This window comes from Hydrogenophaga flava NBRC 102514, from assembly GCF_001571145.1.
Lineage (GTDB): Bacteria > Pseudomonadota > Gammaproteobacteria > Burkholderiales > Burkholderiaceae_C > Hydrogenophaga > Hydrogenophaga flava.
In genome coordinates, this window is the sequence record NZ_BCTF01000002.1 from 188,650 (window position 1) to 207,921 (window position 19,272).

Genomic DNA, 19,272 nt, shown 5'->3' on the forward strand with positions numbered 1-19,272 from the left:
CAGCGGCGCAGGGGGTCAGCCCAACAGATCTGGAGGCAGCAGGTGCTTCTTGCGGTAGATCGTGTTGCGCGAGACGCCCAGCGCCTTGGCCGCGGCGGACACGTTGCCGCCGTGCAGGCGCAGCATCTGCGCCATGGCGCTGATCGCCACGTCCTGCAGCTTCTGGCCGTCCAGCGTGGGTTCGGGCATGGGCGGCGCGCTGGGCACTTCCGGCAGGGACATGTCGATGGTCGGCACCGGTTTGCTCAGGCGCTGCGCCACCGGGTGCGGCAGGCCGTGTTCCAGCTCTTCGAGAAAGTCGTCCGGCAGGTGCTCCATGTCGATCATGCCGGCGCAGCCGACCATCACCACCGCCGTGCGCAGCAGGTTGTGCAGCTGGCGGAAGTTGCCCGGCCAGTGGTAGCGCTTGAAGATGTCCATCACCCGCGGCGCAATGCCGATGTTCTGGCCGTTCTCGCACAGCGACTTGACGATCTTCTGCACCACCAGGTCGAAGTCGGTGCGCTCGCGCAGCGCCGGCAGGCGCACCACCAGACCGTTGAGACGGTAGTAGAGGTCTTCGCGGAAGTCGCCACGCGCGATCATGTCCTTGAGGTTCTTGTGCGTGGCGCTCACGATGGCCACGTCCACATCGACCTCCTTGCCAGCACCCAGCGGGCTGACCCGCCGCTCCTGCAGCACGCGCAGCAGCCGCGCCTGCAGGTGCTTGGGCATGTCGCCGATCTCGTCGAGGAACAGGGTGCCGCCGTTGGCCTGCAGGATCTTGCCGATCGAGCCCTTCTTGCGCGCGCCGGTGAAGGCGCCTTCTTCGTAGCCGAACAGCTCCGACTCGATCAGGTTGTCCGGGATCGAGGCGCAGTTGACCGACACAAACGGCTGGCCCGAGCGGTTCGAGTCACCGTGGATGGCCTGTGCCAGCAGGTCCTTGCCGGTGCCGGTCTCGCCCAGGATCATCACCGGGATGTCCTTGCCCGAGACCATGCGCAGCTTGTGGATCACGGCCGAGACCTGCGGGTCGCCGGTGTCCAGGTACTGCAGCGTGGAGAGGTGCGGCTTGCGCGGCACCACCTTGGCCACCGCAGGCGACGGTGTGGCGGCCGCCTGCTCCTCGGCCTGCTGCGGCGTCACCGGCATGGGCCGGCCCGCATTCCAGGGGTTGGCCGCCTTGATCTTGACGCGGCACCACACGGCCACGCCGTTGTGCAGCACCAGTTGTTTGGGCGTGGGCAGGGTGCCATTGAACAGGTCGACCAGCGAGGAAATCGGGATGCCGAACAGGGAGGAGAAGGTGTGGGCCTTGAGCGCAGCAAACGGCAGCCCGATCTGGGACTGCGCGCTGCGGTTGGCCGAGATGAAGCGGCCCTCGGGCGAAAACACCGCGATGCCTTCGACCAGCGTGCCCAGGAATTCGGAGCGCGTGTGGAAATGCACCCGGATCGCCTTCGGGAAGATGTCGGCGAACATGTGGTTTTCGATCATCTGCGCCGACATGCGCACCAGCGCCAGCGTGTGCTGGTGGAAGCTGCGCTGGTCGCCCGTCACGTCCAGTGCACCGATCACCTGGCCGTAGGGGTCGAAGATCGGCGAGCACGAGCAGGTGAGGAACTTGTTGGCGTTCAGGAAGTGCTGGTTGCCGTGGACGGTGAGTGCTTCCTCTTCGGTCAGCGCGGTGCCGATCGCGTTGGTGCCCTTGGTCTGCTCGGACCAGTCCATGCCGGGCATCAGTGCCACGCGCGAGGCTTTTTCCAGGAAGTCGTTGTCGCCCAGCGAGTGCAGCACCATGCCCTTGGCCGAGGTCAGCAGCACCATGCTGTGGGTGTTGGCGATCTGGTCGTACAGCGTCTCCATGACCGGTGCCGCGTGCTGGAACAGGAAGCGGTTTTCGTCCAGGGCGCTGGTCAAGTCGCCACGCAGCGGGCTGGAAAAGTCGGGTTCGCTCTGTTCGGTGATGCCGAATGCACGAGAGCGCTGATGCGACTGGCCGATCGGATCATGTCCGGCCTCGTGCGGGGCAGAAGGCATGTTGACACGCTCTTGGCCGGGTGGCGTGTACATGGCGGCATTCATGTTGTCTCCAGGGTCCGGGGGAAGGCCTCCCCAGTAATCCATCGACCAGTGTGGCTCGATGGGGCCGAACTGAAGGGGATCGTGGTCGTTGCTATCCTGACTCATGTGATTTTCTTCATATCTGTGCCACGAATCAACAGTGGGAAATCCCTGAATGAAACAAGCTGTGGCGGGTGCCTCCTTCCGGTACATAGCAAGTCCCCGGCCAGCCCGCTGCGGCCCGGTGTGCCCGTTCGGAATGGGACAGTGGTGGGGGTGTGGGACAACGGGGTGGTTCAATTTGGAACACATGGGCGTTGCAATCGGGTCAGGATGCGGGTGGCACAAGGGCGGTTCTTTTTGTGGCCCGCTTATTGCTGACCGGGTGTCAGAAGCCTCTTTTTTCTGAACCTGGAGACAAGCCCATGAACATCCGTTTTTCCCTCGCATCCCGACGCGCCGTCGCCCTGCTGCTGGCCGGCCTGACCGCCACCGCGGTGTACGCCCACGGCGACGTGGTCCCGCAGGCCGTGGACACCAGCACCCTGCCTCAGCTGGGTGCCAAGTGGCTCGATGCCAACCCCTACAACGAGCAGAGCCCGGCCCGCAAGGAAGCGCTGCGCATCGGCACTTCGGCCTACAACCAGAACTGCGCCCGCTGCCACGGCCTGGAAGCCATCTCCGGCGGCATCTCGCCCGACCTGCGCAAGATGGACAGCGACTGCTCCGGCCTGGCCGACGCGGCCAAGAAGGCCTCCTGCATGAAGGAGATGGACGACTACTTCATCTCCACCGTGCGCCGCGGCCGCGTGCGCGACGGGCGCGTCTACATGCCGCCGTTCGAAGGCACGCTGACACAGGAAGCGATCTGGACCATCCGCACCTACATCGAGACCCGTCGCGAACCCTGAGCCCGGGCCATCGGCCGGGCCGTCAGCCACAACATCACAGAGAGACAAGACCCATGACCGATTCCACACAGAAGCTTTCCAGGGGCCTGCGCCGCCGCGAAGCCCTGGCGCTGCTGCCGGCCGCGCTGGCCATGCCCTGGCCGGTGCTGGCGCAGACCGACCTGAGCGACCTGGCGCGCATCCGCGCGAACGGGGCGCTCAAGGTCGCGGTGTACAAGGACAACGCGCCGTTCTCCAGCGGCCCGGCCACGGACATGACCGGTCTGGACGTGTCGCTGGCCGAGGGGCTGGCCCGGCAGATGAACCTCAAGCTCTCGCTGCTGCCGTTCGACGCGGGCGAGAACATGAACGACGACCTGCGCAACATGGTCTGGCGAGGCCACTACCTGGGCTACGGCCCGGCCGACGTGATGCTGCAGGTGCCAGCCGACCGCTTCCTGGCCAACGGCAATCCGCAGGTGACGATCATGGCGCCCTACATGCGCCAGTCGAATGTGCTGCTGCACGACAGCCGGCGCCTGGCCTCGGCCGCCACGCCCGAAGACCTCAAGGGCCTGCCGCTGGCGGCCGAGCGCGGCGCGGGCGCGGCCAGCGTGCTCATGGGCTATGGCGGTGGCCTGCTGCGCAACCAGGTGTCGATCTACCCCTCGGGCGTCGAGGCCGCGCAGGCGGTGATCGACGGCAAGGCCGCGGGCGCGTTCGTGCTGCGGGCGCAGGCCGAAGCCGCGCTGTTCCAGCGCAAGGCCTCGGTGGAGCAGTTCCCGCTGTCCAAGCTCAACTTCAACAACGGCATCGCCGACACCGGCTGGCCGGTGGGCATGGCGATCAAGGCCGCCCACAAGGACCTGGCGGCCGCGCTGGACACAGCGATGAAATCGCTGCGCGAGAGCGGTGAGCTGCTGGCCATGTTCAAGCAGCACGGCTTGACCCTCACGGCTCCTTGAGGGCAACGCAGCCGGAGCTCGTGCCCCAAGTCCAGTCGCCCCGTGGGACCGGCTTTGCCGGACCACAGGGGCGGTCCCCCCGCGAAGCAGGGGGGAAGCCGCGCAGCGGCGCAGGGGGGTTACTTCTTTTTCGTCAACTTGCGGTAGACGGTTGCGCGGCTGATGCCCAGCGCGCGGGCCGCTTCCATCACGTTGCCGCGGGCGTCTTCCACCGCGCGGCGGATCAGGGCGGCTTCCACGTCCTTGAGCGGCACGCTGTGGCTGGCCGGGCGCGGCGAGCCGGAGACCCGGCCCGGTCCCTGGGCCAGCAGCTGCAGCCGCAGGCCAGACCACAGCGGCACCTCGAAGGCGGGACGCTGCCCGCGGGCAGCGTCGAACAGGCTGTCGGTGGGCACCGCGAAGACTTCGCTGCAGTGCATCGCGCCCTGCTGCGGCATGAGGCCCAGCATGTCGGAGGCGGCGCGGTTGGCGCCGGTGATGCGGCCGTCGTCGTCCACACACACCAGGCCGTCGTTGTCGTCGCCCAGCACGCGGCCCGGCCAGTTCAGGCGCAGCAGCATGCGGTGCGGGCGCGAGGTGGTGAGCGCGTTCTCGATGCTGCGCGCCGACTGCGTCACCAGGTGCTTGAGGGCGGGTTGTTCCGCCACGTCGATGCCGGTGAGGTCCAGCATGCCGACGCAGTGGCCGTCCGGCCCCCAGATCGGCGCACCAGCGCAGCTGAAGGCGCCGTTGTCGTGGAAGAAGTGTTCGCCGCGGTGCAGCCACACGGGCTCGTGGTCGGTCAGCGTGGTGCCGATGGCGGTGGTGCCGACGGCCCGCTCGGAGAGGTCGACCCCCACGCGCGCGATGGCCGCGGCCCGCGGGTTGTTGCGGTCGACCGGGCCGTCCACGTCGATCACCGTGCCGCGCGCGTCGGTCAGGATGGCGAAGTAGCGGGTGTGCACCATCGCTCGCGAGAGCGACCGGATCACCGGCGCGGCGGCCTGGATCAGGGGCTGGCTCGCTTCAAGCGCCTGGCGCACGGAACCGGCCGACACCGGCTCGAAGGCCACGCGCTGGTGCGGGTCCTGTCCCATGGCCAGACAGCGCCGCCAGGAGCGCTCGATGGGTGCGGCCAGCCAGGGTGAGGGGGCGCTGTCGCGCGCCTCCAGCACCGACAGGCGTGCACGTTCGATCAGGGCCAGACGCTGGTCAGGGAGCAGGGGGGCATGGACGGTGGTGGTCACATTGGCCTCGGCGTTCGTGGGCGGAACAACAGTGTTGCAGATTGAGACAGCGCCCGGGAAGGCCCCCGGACAATGCACCTCTTTTGCAGTCAACCGCAAGTCACATGCCACGCCGCGGCCGGGACGGCGGCGCTCAGGCCACGCGCGACGCGCTGAAGCAGACGGCGCCGCCTTCGTCCGCGCTGCGGGGCTGGAGCTGGTCCTTGGCCGGGCCGACCTGGGCATCGCGCGGCAGCGCCACGCCGTTCTTCACCGCCAGCACCTCGGCCATGATGCTGACCGCAATTTCCGACGGCATCTTGCTGCCAATGTAGATGCCGATGGGGCCGCGCATCGCGGCCAGGCTCTCTTCGGTCTGGTCGAAGTGTTCGATCATGCGCGCGCGCCGGGCCTCGTTGTTGCGGCGCGAGCCGATGGCGCCGACGTAGAAGGCCTCGGTGCCCAGGGCTTCGAGCAGGGCCAGGTCGTCCAGCTTGGGGTCGTGCGTGAGCGCGATGACGCAGGTGCGGCGGTCGACACCGAAGGCCTGCACCACGTCGTCGGGCATGCCGGTGAGCAGCTTGGCGCCGGGCACGTTCCAGCTGCCGCGGTACTCCTCGCGCGGGTCGCAGACCGAGACCGAGAAGCCGCAGAAGATCGCCATGGTCGAGAGGTACTCGGCCAGCTGGCCGGCGCCGATCAGCAGCATGCGGTATTCGGGCCCGAAGGTGTTGCGCAGCACGCGCCCGTCGTCGCTCAGCGCCTCGGGCCGCTCGCAGGGCGTGACCGTGACCCGGCCGGTGGCCAGGTCGGTGCTGCGCTGCATCAGCCGCCCCTCGCCCAGCGCGGTCACCAGCGCCGCCAGTGCGTCGGTGTCGGGGTTGAACTCCAGCATCAGTTCCAGCGTGCCGCCGCAGGGCAGGCCGAAGCGGTGGGCCTCGTCGGCGCTGACGCCGTACTTCACCCGCTCGGGCGGTCCGTCCGGGATGTCGTGGGTGGCCGGGCCGGCCGCACCGGCCGCGCGGCGGTAGCGGTAGATCAGGTCGTCCTCGATGCAGCCGCCCGAGACCGAACCGATCACGGCGCCGGTCTCGCACAGCGCCATGATCGAGCCGACCGGGCGGGGCGAAGACCCCCAGGTGCGGATCACCGTGGCCAGCAGCGCGCGCTGCCCTTGCTGGCGCCACTGCAGCAGCTGCCGCAGCACCGTGATGTCGAGGTTTTCCATGGCTTCTCCAGTACAGGCGGCAATTGTGAGCGGAGCAGGCCTCAGCGGCTGAACCACCACAGGGCCAGCAGCACGACACCACCCGCGATCCAGACCCAGGTGGGAATGCCCCCCCCGCTGGGGGCAGTGGTCTCGGCCACGGCCACCGGTGCCTCGCCCGCCGCAGCGGCCTGCGCCGCGGCATCGCGTGCGGCGTAGGCCTCGGGGTGGGCCTGCTGCATGGCTTCGTCGAAGCGCTTGAAGAAGTCTTCGGCCATCGACTTGGCAGTGCCGTCGATCAGGCGCTGGCCCAGCTGCGCCACCTTGCCGCCGACGGTGGCGTGCACGGTGTAGTCCAGCGTGCAGCCGCTGCCGTCGGGCGTGAGCTTGACCGCAGCGGTGCCTTTGCCGAAGCCGGCCACGCCGCCCTGGCCTTCGAAATTGATCTTGTAGGACTCGGGCGCGACGATGTCCGAGAGCAGGATCTTGCCGGCGAACTTGGCCGCCACCGGCCCGATCTTGACCGCCATGCCCACCGCGTACTGGTTCTCGCCCGTGGCCTCGACCTTGTCGCAGCCGGGGATGCAGGCCTTGAGCACGGCGGGGTCGTTGAGTGCGTCCCAGGCCTGCTGCTGGGTGACGGCCAGGGAGCGGTTGCCTTGCATGTCCATGGTGGTGTGTCCTCTTTCTTGTGGGAGTCTGAATGAAGGGGTCAGCGCCGCAGCACGGCCGCGATGCTGGCGGCCAGGTCTTCGAGCTTGCTGAGGTTGTGCACGGCGAGCATGCCGTGCGCGTTTGAATGCAGTGCGGCGGCACCCCGGGCGAGCGGCGCGTAGCCCTCGAAGCGCAGCAGCGGGTTGAGCCAGAGCAGGCGGCCGCAGCGCCGGCGCAGCCAGGCCAGCGATTCGGACAGCGCCTCGGGCTCGCCGGTGTCCAGGCCGTCGCTGACGATCAGCACCAGGGTGCGGCGGCCGACCAGGCGGCGCGCGTGGTCCTGCTGCAGCGCCTGCAGCGAGGCGCCGAGCTGGGTGCCGCCGGCGAAGTCGGCGATCAGTTCGTTGGCGGCCACCAGCATGTCGTCGGTGTCGGCGAGCCGGAAGGCCGGCGTGAGGTCGGTCAGCCGGGTGCCGAAGGCGAACACGTCGCGGCGCCGGTGGTGGCGCGTGGCCGCGTGCAGGAAGGCCAGCAGCAGCCGGGTGTAGCGCTCCATCGAGCCCGACACATCCACCAGCACCATCAGCGGCAGCGGCTGCTCGCGGCGCGAGAGCTGCGGCAGTTCCATCAGCTCGCCGCCGTGGCGCACCGCGCGGCGCAGAGCGCGCTGCCAGTGGGGGCGTGTGCCGCCGGGACCGGGCCGCGTGCGGCGCGAATCGTAGGTCGGCAGCGGCAGGTGGATGTCGCGCGCCAGCCGCTCCACCAGCCGGTACTCGGTGCCCGACAGCGTGTTGAAGTCCGCGTGGTGCAGGCGCCGGATGTCGCTGGCCGTCATGGCGGCGTCGAACTCGACCTTCTGGTCTTCCTGTTTCGGCTTGGCTTGTTGCCCGAAGCTCTTCTGCGGCGACAGCGCTTCGCGCACGCGCGGCCGGCGCTTGCTCGGCTCGGCCTTGCCCTCGGCGCTGGGCAGCAGCTGCGACAGCAGCTTCTGCGCGATCTCGGGGTTGCGGAAGTAGGAGTCGAACAGCTCGCGGAACACCATGCGGTCCTGCTCGCGGGTCACGAACACCGCCTCCATCGCCGCGCTCACGTCCTCCTTGCGTTCCAGGCCGACCGCCATGGCGGCGCGCGTGGCCAGGGCGATGCGCGAGCTGTCCACGCGCACGCCGGCGCGTCGCAGCGCGCGGCCGAAGCCGGCGATGTTGTCGGCCAGTTTGCCGGTGCGGGAATCTCCGAGCTGCATGAGCGGCGAAATCAGGCGGGCGTGTCGGCCGGCTTGAGCAACTCGGCGGCCATGTCGCGCGTGAGCGCGGCCACGTCCTCGCGCTGCTTGAACAGGATGCCGGCGGTGTCGCTCAGCACCTCGGGGTCGACCGCCAGCGTGTCCAGGGCGACCAGCGCCTTGGCCCACTCGACACTTTCGGCGATGCCGGGTGAGCGCTGGAAGGCGTTGGCAAAGGGCTGGCTGCGCAGGCGCTGCACCACGTCGGCCACCTGGGTCGCCAGTGCGGCCGAGGCCTGCGGCACCTGGGCGCGCACGATGTCCAGCTCGCGTTCGCGCTCGGGGTAGTCGAGCCAGTGGTAGAGGCAGCGGCGCTTGACGGCGTCGTTGAGTTCGCGCGTGCGGTTGCTGGTGAGGATGGTGACCGGCGGGCAGGCGGCGCGCACCGTGCCGAACTCGGGGATGCTGACCTGGTACTCGCCCAGGTACTCCAGCAAAAAGGCTTCGAAGGGTTCGTCGGCCCGGTCGACCTCGTCGATCAGCAGCAGCGCGCCGGGCTCGGGAGCCTGCAGCGCCGCCAGCAGCGGCCGCTTGATCAGGTAGCGCTCCTGGTAGACCTCGCGCTCGATGCGCGCGACCTCGTCGTTGCCGCCATCGATGTGGGCGGCCTCCAGCCGGGTCTGTGCCGCTCGCATGTGCAGCAGCTGCGCGGCGTAGTTCCATTCGTAGAGTGCCTCGCGCTGCTCCAGCCCGTCGTAGCACTGCAGGCGCAGCAGGGCGCGGCCCAGTGCCACCGAGAGCGCCTTGGCCAGCTCGGTCTTGCCCACGCCCGGTTCGCCTTCGAGCAGCAGCGGGCGCTGCAGCTTCAGGGCCAGGAACACGGCGGTGGCCAGGCGGCGGTCGGCGTAGTAGCCGGCCGACTGCAGGGCTTGCATCAGGGCGTCGATCGAGGCGAAGGCACTCATGGGAATGTTCTGTGAAGGAAAAAGGGCCCCGGGTCGGTGAACGCGGGGCCCTGGCGGTGACAGCGGGAAATCAGGCCAGCTGGGCCACGGCGCGCTGGGTCAGCACGCTGATCAGGTTGGCGCGGTAGGCCGCGCTGGCGTGCAGGTCGGCGCTGCAGTCGTCGGCACTGATCTTCACGCTGGCGGCCGACTGCGGCGTGAAGCTGGCGTTCAGCGCGGCTTCCAGACCGGCGTGGCGGAACACGCCGTTGCCGGCGCCGGTCACGGCCACGCGCACGCCGCCGTCGGTCTGTGCCACGAACACGCCGATCAGCGAAAAACGCGAGGCCGGCTGGTTGAACTTCACGTAGGCCGCCTTCTTCGGAATCGGGAAGCTGATCGCGGTGATCAGCTCGCCGTCTTCCAGTGCGGTGGTGAACATGCCCTGGAAGAAGTCGTCGGCGGCGATCTTGCGCTTGGTGGTGTGCACCGTGGCGCCCAGGCCGAGCACGGCGCTGGGGTAGCAGGCGGCGGGGTCGTTGTTGGCGACCGAACCACCCATCGTGCCCATGGCGCGCACCTGCTTGTCGCCGATGTGGCCGGCCAGGTGGGTGAGGGCGGGAATGGCGGCGGCCACTTCGGCGCTGGTCGCCACGTCGATGTGGCGCGTCATGGCACCGATGACGAGGGCGTTTCCTTCGCGGCGGATGCCGGCCAGTTCCTTGACGCCACCGAGGTCGACCAGGGTGCCCGGGTCGGACAGGCGCAGCTTCATCGAGGCCAGCAGGGTCTGGCCACCGGCCAGGGGCTTGGCGCCCGCGGCAGCGGCTTTCTGGGCGTCGGCGAGGGAAGCGGGTTTGTCGAGCGTGAATGCGTACATGGTGTCCTCCTCCCGGTCAGGCCTTGGCGGATTGAATGGCTTCCCACACGCGCCCCGGAGAGGCGGGCATGTCGAACTCGGTGACGCCCAGCGGTTTCAGGGCGTCCAGCACGGCGTTGATGACGGCCGGTGGCGATCCGATGGCGCCGGCCTCGCCGCAGCCCTTGGTGCCCAGCGGGTTGTGGGTGCAAGGGGTGCAGATGGTGCCGATCTTGAATTCGGGGAAGTCGTCGGCGCGCGGCATGGCGTAGTCCATGAACGAGCCGGTCAGCAGCTGGCCGCTTTCCTTGTCGTAGACGCAGTTCTCCAGCAGCGCCTGGCCGATGCCCTGCACGATGCCTCCGTGCACCTGGCCCTCGACGATCATCGGGTTGATGATGGTGCCGAAGTCGTCGACCGCGGTGAACTTGTCGACGCGGGTCTTGCCGGTGGCGGGGTCGACCTCGACCTCGCAGATGTAGGTGCCGGCCGGGAAGGTGAAGTTGGTCGGGTCGTAGAACGCGGTTTCGTTCAGGCCCGGCTCCAGCTTGTCCAGCGGGTAGTTGTGCGGCACGTAGGCAGTGAGCGCGACCTGGCCGAAGGTGACCTTCTTGTCGGTGCCCTTGACGGTGAACTCGCCGTTGGCGAACTCCACGTCGGCGTCGCTGGCCTCCATCAGGTGGGCCGCGATCTTCTTGGCCTTGGTCTCGATCTTGTCCAGCGCCTTCATGATGGCGGCGCCGCCGACCGAGATGGAACGCGAGCCGTAGGTGCCCATGCCGAAGGGCACGCGGCCGGTGTCGCCGTGCACCACATCCACCGCTTCGACCGCGATGCCCAGACGGGCGGCCACGACCTGCGCAAAGGTGGTCTCGTGGCCCTGGCCGTGGCTGTGCGAGCCGGTGAACACGGTCACGCTGCCGGTGGGGTGCACGCGCACCTCGCCGCACTCGAACAGGCCGGCGCGCGCACCGAGCGCACCCGCGATGTTCGACGGCGCGATGCCGCAGGCCTCGATGTAGGAGCTGTAGCCGATGCCGCGCAGCAGGCCCTTGGCCGCGCTGGCGGCCTTGCGCTGTTCGAAGCCTGCCACGTCGGCCATGTCTTCGGCCTTGGTCAGCGCGCCCAGGTAGTCGCCCACGTCGTACTGCAGGGCCACCGGCGTCTGGTACGGCCAGCTGTTGATGAAGTTGCGCTTGCGGATCTCGGCCTGCGACAGGCCCAGGTCCCAGCCGCAGCGGCTGACCAGGCGTTCCAGCAGGTAGGTGGCCTCGGGGCGGCCGGCGCCGCGGTAGGCGTCGACCGGCGCGGTGTTGGTGAACCAGGCGTCCACTTCCACATAGATCTGCGGGCAGGTGTACTGGCCGGCCAGCAGGGTGGCGTAGAGGATGGTCGGCACCGCGGACGCGAAGGTCGAGAGGTAGGCGCCCATGTTCGCGTCGGTGTGCACCCGCATCGCCAGGAACTTGCCGTCCTTGTCCATCGCCATCTCGGCGTGGCTGATGTGGTCGCGGCCGTGCGCGTCGGTCAGGAAGGACTCGCTGCGCTCGCAGGTCCACTTGATGCTGCGGTTGGTCTGCTTGGCAGCCCAGGTCAGGGCAACGTCTTCGGCGTACAGGAAGATCTTCGAGCCGAAGCCGCCGCCCACGTCGGGCGCGATCACGCGCACCTTGTGCTCGGGCAGGCCCAGCACGAAGGCCGTCATCAGCAGGCGCTCGACGTGCGGGTTCTGGTTGGCGACGTAGAGCGTGTATTCCTCGGTCGCGCGGTTGTAGCTGCCGATGGCCGCGCGCGGCTCCATGGCGTTGGGCACCAGGCGGTTGTTGGTCAGGTCGATCTTCGTCACGTGCGCGGCCTGCGCGAACGCCGCGTCCACCTGGCCCTTGTCACCGATGGCCCACTTGTAGCAGTGGTTGTCGGGCGCGGCGTCGTGCAGGGCGGGGCCCTTGCTGGCTTCGCGCATGTCGATCACGGCCGGCAGCACGTCGTAGTCCACCTCCACCGCCTCGGCGGCGTTCTTGGCCTGCTCCAGCGTGTCGGCGATCACCATCGCCACCTGGTCGCCCACGTAGCGCGCCTTGCCGATGGCGAGGATCGGGTGCGGCGGCTCCTTCATTGGCGTGCCGTCGGTCGAGGTGATGAGCCAGCCGCAGGGCAGGCCGCCCATCTTGCCGTCGATGTCGGCGCCGGTGAACACGGCCACCACGCCCGGCATGGCCTTGGCGCGGCTGGTGTCGATGCCCTTGATGGCGGCGTGCGCGTGGGGGCTGCGCACGAAGACCGCGTAGGTCTGCGCGGCCTGCGTGATGTCGTCGGTGTACTGGCCGGCGCCGGTGAGGAAGCGGTAGTCCTCCTTGCGGCGGACGGCGGCGCCGATGTGCGGCAGGTTGCTGAAGTCGGATGCACCCATGTCGTGTCTCCTCAGGCCGAAGCCATGTCGGCCTTGCCCTTGAGCACGGCCTTGACGATGTTCTGGTAACCGGTGCAGCGGCACAGGTTGCCTTCGAGCAGCTCGCGGACTTCCGTCTCGCCGGCCTTGGGGTGGTGCTTGCACAGGTCCACCGCGCTCATGACCATGCCCGGGGTGCAGAAGCCGCACTGCAGGCCGTGGCATTCCTTGAAAGCCGCCTGCATCGGGTGCATGGCGCCGTCGGCGGCGGCCAGGCCTTCGATGGTGGTGATCTCCGAACCGCTGACCTGGGCGGCCAGCACGCTGCACGACTTGATGGCGCGGCCGTCCTTGATGACGGTGCACGCGCCGCACTGCGAGGTGTCGCAGCCGACGTGGGTGCCGGTGAGCTTGAGGTGCTCGCGGAGCACCTGGACGAGAAGGGTGTTGGGCGGAACGTCGACCGACCGTGCCTGGCCGTTGACCGTGAGCTGAACCTGCATCTGTGTCTCCTGATGGTTGGGGCCTCTTGGGGTCCTCAAACAGTGAAACATCGCGCCGCCGCCGTGATTTGAGTGTTAACCCTCAAATGGAAATTCCGGCCTGAAACATTCTCAAATTGAGACGCCAAAAAAGGCGTTGAAATGCATTGATTTCAAAAGAAATTTGTGAAATCAAGTGTATTTCTAGCCTATGTATTCACTTTCCCATCTGAGGGCGATGGGTTCGGTGGAATCTGGGCGCTTGTTTCAACAATTCCGTTTGAAATCAAGGTGTTGTGCACAGCAGCATGAGCCCGTCTCAATCTGAGACTTTCTGTGGGTGGGGTGAGGCTTTCCGGGTTAACCCTGAAGAAGTGGTTGTGCTTCACGTCAACAATCGTATGAACACATGGTCATAAGCCTGCCGATAGCCCATGTGTGCCCCACCACCGGAGAAACTACATGCAGAAAACACTCCACATCAACGCCGACAAGTGCACCGGCTGCCTGCCGTGCGAAATGGCTTGCTCTTTCGAGAACTACGGCACTTACGCCACCTCGAAGTCGCGCATCAAGGTCTTCGACTTCCACCACACCGGCAAGAAGGTGCCCTACACCTGCACGCAGTGCGACGAGGCCTGGTGCCTGCACGCCTGCCCGGTGGAAGCGATCACGGTGGACAAGGCGACCGGCGCCAAGGTGGTGAACGAAACCACCTGCGTGGGCTGCAAGGTCTGCACCATCAGCTGCCCCTTCGGCACCATCAACTACGTGCAGGAAACCGGCAAGGTCCAGAAGTGCGACCTCTGCGGTGGCGAGCCGGCCTGCGCCGACGCCTGCCCGACCGGCGCCATCACCTTCGTGGACGCCAACTGGACCGGCATGGACAAGATGAAGCAGTGGGCCGACAAGCTGGGCAACCAGGCGGCCGCCTGATCCCCCAACACATACAAGGAGCATCAACATGTCTTGGGCTGGAAAAATCCTCCGCGTCAACCTGACTGCGGGCACCGTCACCTCCGAACCGCTGAACATGGAGTGGGCCAAGGCCTACCTGGGTTCGCGCGGCCTCGCCACCAAATACCTCACCAGCGAGATCGACCCCAAGGTCGACCCGCTGTCGCCTGAGAATAAGATCATCTGGGCCACCGGCCCGCTGACCGGCACCATGGCCTCCACCGGCGGCCGCTACACCGTGGTCACCAAGGGCCCGCTGACCGGCGCCATCGCCTGCTCCAACTCGGGCGGTTACTGGGGTGCCGAGCTCAAGATGGCCGGCTGGGACATGGTCATCTTCGAAGGCAAGTCGGCCAAGCCGGTCTACCTCTACATCAACGACGACGTGGCCGAGCTGCGCGACGCCGGTCACCTCTGGGGCCAGAGCGTCTGGAAGACCGAAGAGATGCTCAAGACCAGCCTGCAGGACCCGCTGCTGCGTGTGTCAAGCATCGGCAAGTCGGGTGAAGTCGGCGTGCTGTACGCGGCCGTGGTGAACGACCTGCACCGTGCGGCCGGCCGCTCGGGCGTGGGCACCGTGATGGGCTCCAAGAACCTCAAGGCGATTGCGGTGCGTGGCACCAAGGGCGTGGGCAACGTGCGCGACCCGAAGGCCTTCATGGCCGCCGCCAAGGCCGCCAAGAAGGTGCTGGCCGACAACGCTGTCACCGGCCAGGGCCTGCCCACCTACGGCACCCAGGTGCTGATGAACGTGATCAACGAGATCGGCGGCCTGCCCACGCGCAACCACCGCGACGTGCAGTTCGAAGGCGCCAAGGACATCTCGGCCGAAGCCATGGCCACGCCGCGCGCCACCGACGGCAAGAAGCACCTGGTGACCAACCAGGCCTGCTTCGGCTGCACCATCGCCTGCGGCCGCATCTCCAAGATCGACGAAGGCCACTTCTCCGTGCAGAACAAGCCCGAGTACTGGGGCGCCAACGGCGGCCTGGAATACGAGGCGGCCTGGGCCCTGGGCGCTGCCAACGGCGTGAACGATCTGGAAGCCCTGCAGTTCGCCAACCTGATCTGCAACGAAGAAGGCATGGACCCGATCAGCTTCGGCGCCACCATCGGCGCGGTGATGGAGCTGTATGAAATGGGCGTGCTGACCAAGGAGCAGATCGGCATCGAGGCGCCGTTCGGCTCGGCCAAGGCGCTGTGCGAACTGGCGGTGATGACCGCCCGCGGCGAAGGCTTTGGCAAGGACATCGGCCTGGGCTCCAAGCGCCTGACCGCCAAGTACGGCCACCCCGACCTGTCCATGAGCGTCAAGGGCCAGGAATTCCCGGCCTACGACGGGCGCGTGATCCAGGGCATCGGCCTGGCCTATGCCACCTCCAACCGCGGCGCCTGCCACCTGCGCGGCTACACCATTGCGTCCGAAGTGCTGGGCATTCCGGTCAAGACCGAGCCGTCCGAGAGCGCGGGCAAGCCCGAGCTGGTCAAGGCCTTCCAGGACGCGACCGCCGCCTTCGACTCCGCCGGCATCTGCATCTTCACCAGCTTCGCCTGGACCCTGGCCGACGTGGCGCCCCAGGTGCAGGCCGCCTGCGGCGAGGAGTTCACGATGGAACATCTCAACCACATCGGCGAGCGCATCTGGAACATGGAGCGCGAGTTCAACAACGCCGCCGGCTTCACCAAGGCCGATGACAACCTGCCCAAGCGCCTGATGACCGAAGCCGCCAAGACCGGCCCGGGCAAGGGCACCGTGAGCAAGCTCGGCGAGATGCTGCCCAAGTACTACGAGGTGCGCGGGTGGGACACGGAAGGCCGTCCGACGGCGGACACCAAGGCGCGTCTGGGGCTGTAAGGCATGACCCACCACGTCATCCTGGGCGCCGGCCCGGCCGGCGTCATCGCGGCCGAGACCATCCGCAAGCACGCGCCTCGCGACCAGATCACCGTCATCGGTGACGAGAACGAGGCGCCGTACTCGCGCATGGCCATTCCCTACCTGCTGATCGGCAAGGTGGGTGAAGAGGGCACGCACCTGCGGCACACGGCCGGGCACTTCGAGCAACTGGGCATCACCGTGCGGCGCGGGGTGCGCGCCAGGGTGCTCGACCCGGCCAAGCGGACCGTCGAACTGAGCGACGGCAACACCATCGCGTTCGACAAGCTGCTGATCGCCACCGGCTCGTCGCCCGCAACGCCGCCGATTCCCGGCATCAACGGTCCCGGTGTGCACAGCTGCTGGACCCTGGCCGACGCGCGCGCGATCGCCAACCTCGCCAAGCCCGGTGCCAAGGTGCTGCAAATGGGCGCCGGCTTCATCGGCTGCATCATCATGGAAGCGCTGCAGCAGCGCGGCGTCGAACTCTCCGTCGTGGAGATGGGCGACCGCATGGTGCCGCGCATGATGGGACCCACGGCCGGCGGCATGATCAAGGACTGGTGCGAGACCAAGGGCGTGAAGGTCTACACCGGCGCCCGGGTCGAGGCCATCGAACGCGGCGCCGGTGCGGAAAAGGGCCTGCTGGGCAAGATCGCCGAGGTGGTCGGCATCGGCCAGAGCGCTCCCGCCGACGGCCGGATGACGGTGCGCCTGTCCACCGGCCAGCAGCTCGAAGCCGACCTGGTGATCAGCGCCACCGGCGTCAAGCCCAACATCGGTTTCCTGGAGAACTCCGGCGTGCGCTGCCTGGTCGGTGTATTGACCGACGAGCACCTGCAGACCAACGTGCCCGGCATCTACGCCGCCGGCGACTGCGCCGAGGCCTTCGACAAGGTCAGCGGCAAGACCATCGTCAGCGCCATCCAGCCCAACGCCGCCGAACAGGCGCGTGTGGCGGCGCTGAACATGGTCGGCCAGCCGGCCGAGCTGATGGGCGTGACGCAGATCAACGTGCTCGACACCCTGGGCCTGATCTCCAGCAGCTTTGGCAACTGGGAGGGTCTGCCGGGCGGCCAGCACGTGGAGTTGACCGACAAGGCCAACCACCGGCACCTGAGCCTGCAGTTCAAGGGCGACCAGATGGTGGGCTGCAACAGCGTGGGCTGGACCGAGCACGTGGGCGTGATGCGTGGCCTGGTGGAAGGGCAGGTGAAGCTGGGCGAGTGGAAAGACCGGCTGATGGCCGACCCCACGAAGCTGATGGACGCTTACCTGTCCGCTGCGCAGGGCCAAGGCCACTGGAGCGGTGCGGCCGACGATCGGCGCAGGGCATGATCCGGGCATGAAGATCACCTTCAAGCTCTTTGCCACGCTCACCGACCACCTGCCGCCCGAGGCCCGGCGCAGCAACCAGATTGAACTGGATGTGGCGCCCGACGCGCCCATCAGCCAGATCATCGAACCCTTCGGCCTGCCGCCGAAGCTGGTGCATCTGGTGCTGGTCAACGGCCGGTACGTGGCCCCCGAGCAGCGCCTGAGCACGACGCTGAGCGAGGGCGACGTGCTCGCCATCTGGCCGCCGATCGCCGGCGGCTGAGCGCCGCTGCCGGCCAAACCCCATGCAGTCGGACTACCCCGAGCGCTTCGAGCGCGACGTCGGCTGCAGCGAAGCCGAATGGCTGGGCTGGATGCCGCGCGCTCTGGGGGTCCATGTCTGGCGGCGCGAAGGACAGCGCATCACCGTGGACATCCCCCCGGGCGCGCTGGACATCGCCTGGGAACCGCTGCCCGAGCGCCGCATCGCGCTGCTGCGTATGCAGCGCCTGAAGGTGGTGTTCACCTTCCGCGGGCTGGATGCAGACCAGCGGCGGACCTTCATGAAGCCCTTTGATCTGAGCCTTCAGCGCGGCGGCGGTTGAACTTTGGTGTCAGCACCAGCAGGGCCCTGAACACTTTGGGATGTGTTGTAAGGCTTTGTTTTTGCCGTGAATTTTTTCTCTTTTGCGTCGATGTACTCCATAGACCCGGGTCGCTGACCGGGGTTGGTACCGAAGTCCAACGCTCGAAAGGGAATGACATGAAGCTCTCGACCGCGATGCTGTCTGCAGGCGCCCTCCTGGCGCTGACCGCCTGTTCCACCGCACCCGTGACCACCACGGCGACGCCGGCCCAGCCAGTGTTCCAGGCGAAGGTCACCGAATTCCAGCACCCCGAGGTCAACGAAGCCGCAAGTGCCTTCGTGTCCCACTACAAGCAGACCGTCGAGCAGAGCCTGCAGACGGGCAAGTACCAGAGCGAACTGGCCGCCCGTTACCTGAACGCGGAGTCCTGCTTCGAGAGCCGCGCCAGCCGCCTGCTGGACAAGCCACTGACGGCGGAAGCAAAGACCGGCCTGCTCAAGGCCTATGTGCCGGCCGAGAAGCGCAAGGCCTACGAGACCCTGGCCCGCGGGCACGTGGTGCGCGCCAATGGCCTGGAGACCTTCTCCTGCGAGATCGCCGGGCTCGCCATCGACCGCAGCAACGTCCGCTACTGACCCCGCGCAGAGGGGGCGGTCCTGCTAGGCTGCAGGGCCATGAACCTGCTCACCTCCATGCGCTACCTGGTGGCCCTGCACGACCACCGCCACTTTGACCGCGCCGCCAAAGCCTGCCACATCACCCAGCCGGCGCTGTCGAATGCGCTGCGCGCGCTTGAACGAGAGCTGGGCACGCCCATCGTGCGGCGCGGCCGCACCTACTCGGGCCTGACGCCTGAAGGCGAGCAAGTGCTCGCGTCTGCCCGGCGCATGCTGCGCGAACACGAGGCGCTCCAGCAATCCCTGGCCAGCCAGCAGGACCAGCCCGTGGGCAGCCTGCGGCTGGGGGTGGTGCCGTCGGCCGTGCCGGTGGCCACGCGGTTCTGCGCGCTGCTGCAGGCGCGCCACCCCGGCATCGCGCCGGTGCTTCTGTCCCTGCCGTCGGGCGAGATCGAATCGGGCCTGAAGGCCTTGACGCTTGACCTGGGTCTGGGCTTTCTGGAGCGCGTCAGCGCCCGTGGCAGCGGCTTCCAGGTGTTTCCCCAGTACCAGGAGCGCCTGTACCTGGTCACGCAGGCGCCCCGTGCGGCACGCGCCAAGTCACTGCCTCCCAGCCGCATCGGCGAGCCGCTGGCCTGGGCCGACACGGTCGGGCTCGATCTGTGCCTGCTGACGCCCGACATGCACAACCGCAGCATCGTCGATGCCGCGTTCGCCCGCGCCGGTGTGGCGGTGAAGCCGGTGATGGAGACCAACTCCGTGCTCTCGCTGGCGCTGGCGGTGCGCACCGGCCCGCTGGCGAGCGTGATGCCTGGTGCCCTGGTGGCCAGCCTGCGCGAGCAGCCGGGTCTGCTGTTCCGGCCCCTGGTGAAACCCGAGGTGCAGACCCCGGTTGGCTTCCTCGTGCGCCGCGAGGTGGCGCCCACGCGCACGCAGGAGGCTGCGCTGGCGCTGGCCCGCGATGCGGACTGGCGCGCCGAGCTGGCCGCCACCAGCGGTTCATTCAAGACGTGAATGAACCCATGTCCCAAACCAATTTGACGGCGCGCTGCGCA

The 19,272-nt window shown here is 67.9% G+C and carries 18 protein-coding genes; 9 read left to right on the plus strand and 9 right to left on the minus strand.

Features of this window, described 5'->3' with window-relative positions; all coding sequences use genetic code 11:
• Window positions 1-15: 15 nt before the first annotated feature.
• On the minus strand, window positions 16-2,067 hold the full coding sequence (locus tag HFL01S_RS02655; RefSeq protein WP_084383056.1) for a sigma-54-dependent Fis family transcriptional regulator: 2,052 nt from the start codon (window positions 2,065-2,067) through the stop codon (window positions 16-18).
• Window positions 2,068-2,471: 404 nt separating this feature from the next.
• Here HFL01S_RS02655 and pedF point away from each other — a divergent pair, with 404 nt between their 5' ends.
• Window positions 2,472-2,957 (plus strand): cytochrome c-550 PedF, encoded by a 486-nt coding sequence (pedF, locus tag HFL01S_RS02660; RefSeq protein WP_066254265.1) that lies wholly within the window; start codon window positions 2,472-2,474, stop codon window positions 2,955-2,957.
• A gap of 53 nt (window positions 2,958-3,010) precedes the next feature.
• On the plus strand, window positions 3,011-3,901 hold the full coding sequence (locus HFL01S_RS02665; RefSeq protein ID WP_066254267.1) for a substrate-binding periplasmic protein: 891 nt from the start codon (window positions 3,011-3,013) through the stop codon (window positions 3,899-3,901).
• Window positions 3,902-4,020: 119 nt separating this feature from the next.
• Here the strand turns inward: HFL01S_RS02665 and HFL01S_RS02670 are convergent, their stop codons facing one another.
• From HFL01S_RS02670 to HFL01S_RS02705, 8 genes are all read right to left on the minus strand, one after another.
• Window positions 4,021-5,127 (minus strand): helix-turn-helix domain-containing protein, encoded by a 1,107-nt coding sequence (locus HFL01S_RS02670; RefSeq protein ID WP_066254271.1) that lies wholly within the window; start codon window positions 5,125-5,127, stop codon window positions 4,021-4,023.
• 133 nt (window positions 5,128-5,260) lie between these two features.
• A complete protein-coding gene (locus HFL01S_RS02675) occupies window positions 5,261-6,334 on the minus strand; it encodes an XdhC family protein (protein WP_066254272.1) in 1,074 nt (357 codons plus the stop codon).
• A 41-nt stretch (window positions 6,335-6,375) separates the two neighbouring features.
• Complete coding sequence (locus HFL01S_RS02680) at window positions 6,376-6,984, minus strand: SRPBCC family protein (RefSeq protein WP_066254275.1); 609 nt, start codon at window positions 6,982-6,984, stop codon at window positions 6,376-6,378.
• Window positions 6,985-7,025: 41 nt separating this feature from the next.
• Window positions 7,026-8,210: a vWA domain-containing protein gene (locus tag HFL01S_RS02685; protein WP_066254278.1), complete on the minus strand. Its 1,185-nt coding sequence runs from the start codon at window positions 8,208-8,210 to the stop codon at window positions 7,026-7,028.
• Between the two features lie 11 nt (window positions 8,211-8,221).
• Window positions 8,222-9,154 (minus strand): AAA family ATPase, encoded by a 933-nt coding sequence (locus tag HFL01S_RS02690; protein WP_066254281.1) that lies wholly within the window; start codon window positions 9,152-9,154, stop codon window positions 8,222-8,224.
• Window positions 9,155-9,224: 70 nt separating this feature from the next.
• A complete protein-coding gene (locus HFL01S_RS02695) occupies window positions 9,225-10,013 on the minus strand; it encodes an FAD binding domain-containing protein (RefSeq protein WP_066254283.1) in 789 nt (262 codons plus the stop codon).
• A gap of 16 nt (window positions 10,014-10,029) precedes the next feature.
• Complete coding sequence (locus HFL01S_RS02700; RefSeq protein WP_066254286.1) at window positions 10,030-12,402, minus strand: xanthine dehydrogenase family protein molybdopterin-binding subunit; 2,373 nt, start codon at window positions 12,400-12,402, stop codon at window positions 10,030-10,032.
• An 11-nt stretch (window positions 12,403-12,413) separates the two neighbouring features.
• A complete protein-coding gene (locus HFL01S_RS02705) occupies window positions 12,414-12,884 on the minus strand; it encodes a (2Fe-2S)-binding protein (protein ID WP_066155692.1) in 471 nt (156 codons plus the stop codon).
• A gap of 441 nt (window positions 12,885-13,325) precedes the next feature.
• On the opposite strand from HFL01S_RS02705, the gene HFL01S_RS02710 reads away from it, so the two are divergent.
• From HFL01S_RS02710 to HFL01S_RS02740, 7 genes are all read left to right on the plus strand, one after another.
• The gene (locus tag HFL01S_RS02710; protein WP_066254289.1) at window positions 13,326-13,799 is read left to right on the plus strand and encodes a 4Fe-4S dicluster domain-containing protein; all 474 of its coding nucleotides are present in this window, start codon (window positions 13,326-13,328) and stop codon (window positions 13,797-13,799) included.
• A gap of 28 nt (window positions 13,800-13,827) precedes the next feature.
• Window positions 13,828-15,675: an aldehyde ferredoxin oxidoreductase family protein gene (locus tag HFL01S_RS02715; RefSeq protein WP_066254292.1), complete on the plus strand. Its 1,848-nt coding sequence runs from the start codon at window positions 13,828-13,830 to the stop codon at window positions 15,673-15,675.
• A gap of 3 nt (window positions 15,676-15,678) precedes the next feature.
• A complete protein-coding gene (locus HFL01S_RS02720) occupies window positions 15,679-17,034 on the plus strand; it encodes an NAD(P)/FAD-dependent oxidoreductase (protein ID WP_066254294.1) in 1,356 nt (451 codons plus the stop codon).
• Between the two features lie 7 nt (window positions 17,035-17,041).
• On the plus strand, window positions 17,042-17,296 hold the full coding sequence (gene thiS, locus HFL01S_RS02725; RefSeq protein WP_066254298.1) for a sulfur carrier protein ThiS: 255 nt from the start codon (window positions 17,042-17,044) through the stop codon (window positions 17,294-17,296).
• Window positions 17,297-17,318: 22 nt separating this feature from the next.
• Complete coding sequence (locus HFL01S_RS02730) at window positions 17,319-17,618, plus strand: hypothetical protein (RefSeq protein WP_066254301.1); 300 nt, start codon at window positions 17,319-17,321, stop codon at window positions 17,616-17,618.
• 158 nt (window positions 17,619-17,776) lie between these two features.
• Window positions 17,777-18,235, plus strand: a complete 459-nt coding sequence (locus HFL01S_RS02735; RefSeq protein ID WP_066254304.1) for a hypothetical protein — start codon at window positions 17,777-17,779, stop codon at window positions 18,233-18,235.
• Between the two features lie 39 nt (window positions 18,236-18,274).
• Entirely contained in the window at window positions 18,275-19,231 is a 957-nt protein-coding gene (locus HFL01S_RS02740) for a LysR substrate-binding domain-containing protein (RefSeq protein ID WP_066254307.1), read from the plus strand.
• The last annotated feature ends 41 nt before the right edge of the window (window positions 19,232-19,272 follow it).

Excerpts from the sequence above, each read along its gene's own strand:
- HFL01S_RS02690 (WP_066254281.1), bottom strand. The coding sequence starts at position 9,154 with ATGAGTGCCTTCGCCTCGATCGACGCCCTGATGCAAGCCCTGCAGTCG.
- HFL01S_RS02665 (WP_066254267.1), top strand. The coding sequence starts at position 3,011 with ATGACCGATTCCACACAGAAGCTTTCCAGGGGCCTGCGCCGCCGCGAA.
- HFL01S_RS02700 (WP_066254286.1), bottom strand. The coding sequence starts at position 12,402 with ATGGGTGCATCCGACTTCAGCAACCTGCCGCACATCGGCGCCGCCGTC.
- HFL01S_RS02705 (WP_066155692.1), bottom strand. The coding sequence starts at position 12,884 with ATGCAGGTTCAGCTCACGGTCAACGGCCAGGCACGGTCGGTCGACGTT.
- HFL01S_RS02710 (WP_066254289.1), top strand. The coding sequence starts at position 13,326 with ATGCAGAAAACACTCCACATCAACGCCGACAAGTGCACCGGCTGCCTG.
- HFL01S_RS02695 (WP_066254283.1), bottom strand. The coding sequence starts at position 10,013 with ATGTACGCATTCACGCTCGACAAACCCGCTTCCCTCGCCGACGCCCAG.
- HFL01S_RS02720 (WP_066254294.1), top strand. The coding sequence starts at position 15,679 with ATGACCCACCACGTCATCCTGGGCGCCGGCCCGGCCGGCGTCATCGCG.
- HFL01S_RS02655 (WP_084383056.1), bottom strand. The coding sequence starts at position 2,067 with ATGAATGCCGCCATGTACACGCCACCCGGCCAAGAGCGTGTCAACATG.
- HFL01S_RS02740 (WP_066254307.1), top strand. The coding sequence starts at position 18,275 with ATGAACCTGCTCACCTCCATGCGCTACCTGGTGGCCCTGCACGACCAC.
- HFL01S_RS02735 (WP_066254304.1), top strand. The coding sequence starts at position 17,777 with ATGAAGCTCTCGACCGCGATGCTGTCTGCAGGCGCCCTCCTGGCGCTG.
- HFL01S_RS02730 (WP_066254301.1), top strand. The coding sequence starts at position 17,319 with ATGCAGTCGGACTACCCCGAGCGCTTCGAGCGCGACGTCGGCTGCAGC.
- HFL01S_RS02685 (WP_066254278.1), bottom strand. The coding sequence starts at position 8,210 with ATGCAGCTCGGAGATTCCCGCACCGGCAAACTGGCCGACAACATCGCC.
- pedF (WP_066254265.1), top strand. The coding sequence starts at position 2,472 with ATGAACATCCGTTTTTCCCTCGCATCCCGACGCGCCGTCGCCCTGCTG.
- HFL01S_RS02680 (WP_066254275.1), bottom strand. The coding sequence starts at position 6,984 with ATGGACATGCAAGGCAACCGCTCCCTGGCCGTCACCCAGCAGCAGGCC.
- HFL01S_RS02715 (WP_066254292.1), top strand. The coding sequence starts at position 13,828 with ATGTCTTGGGCTGGAAAAATCCTCCGCGTCAACCTGACTGCGGGCACC.
- thiS (WP_066254298.1), top strand. The coding sequence starts at position 17,042 with ATGAAGATCACCTTCAAGCTCTTTGCCACGCTCACCGACCACCTGCCG.
- HFL01S_RS02675 (WP_066254272.1), bottom strand. The coding sequence starts at position 6,334 with ATGGAAAACCTCGACATCACGGTGCTGCGGCAGCTGCTGCAGTGGCGC.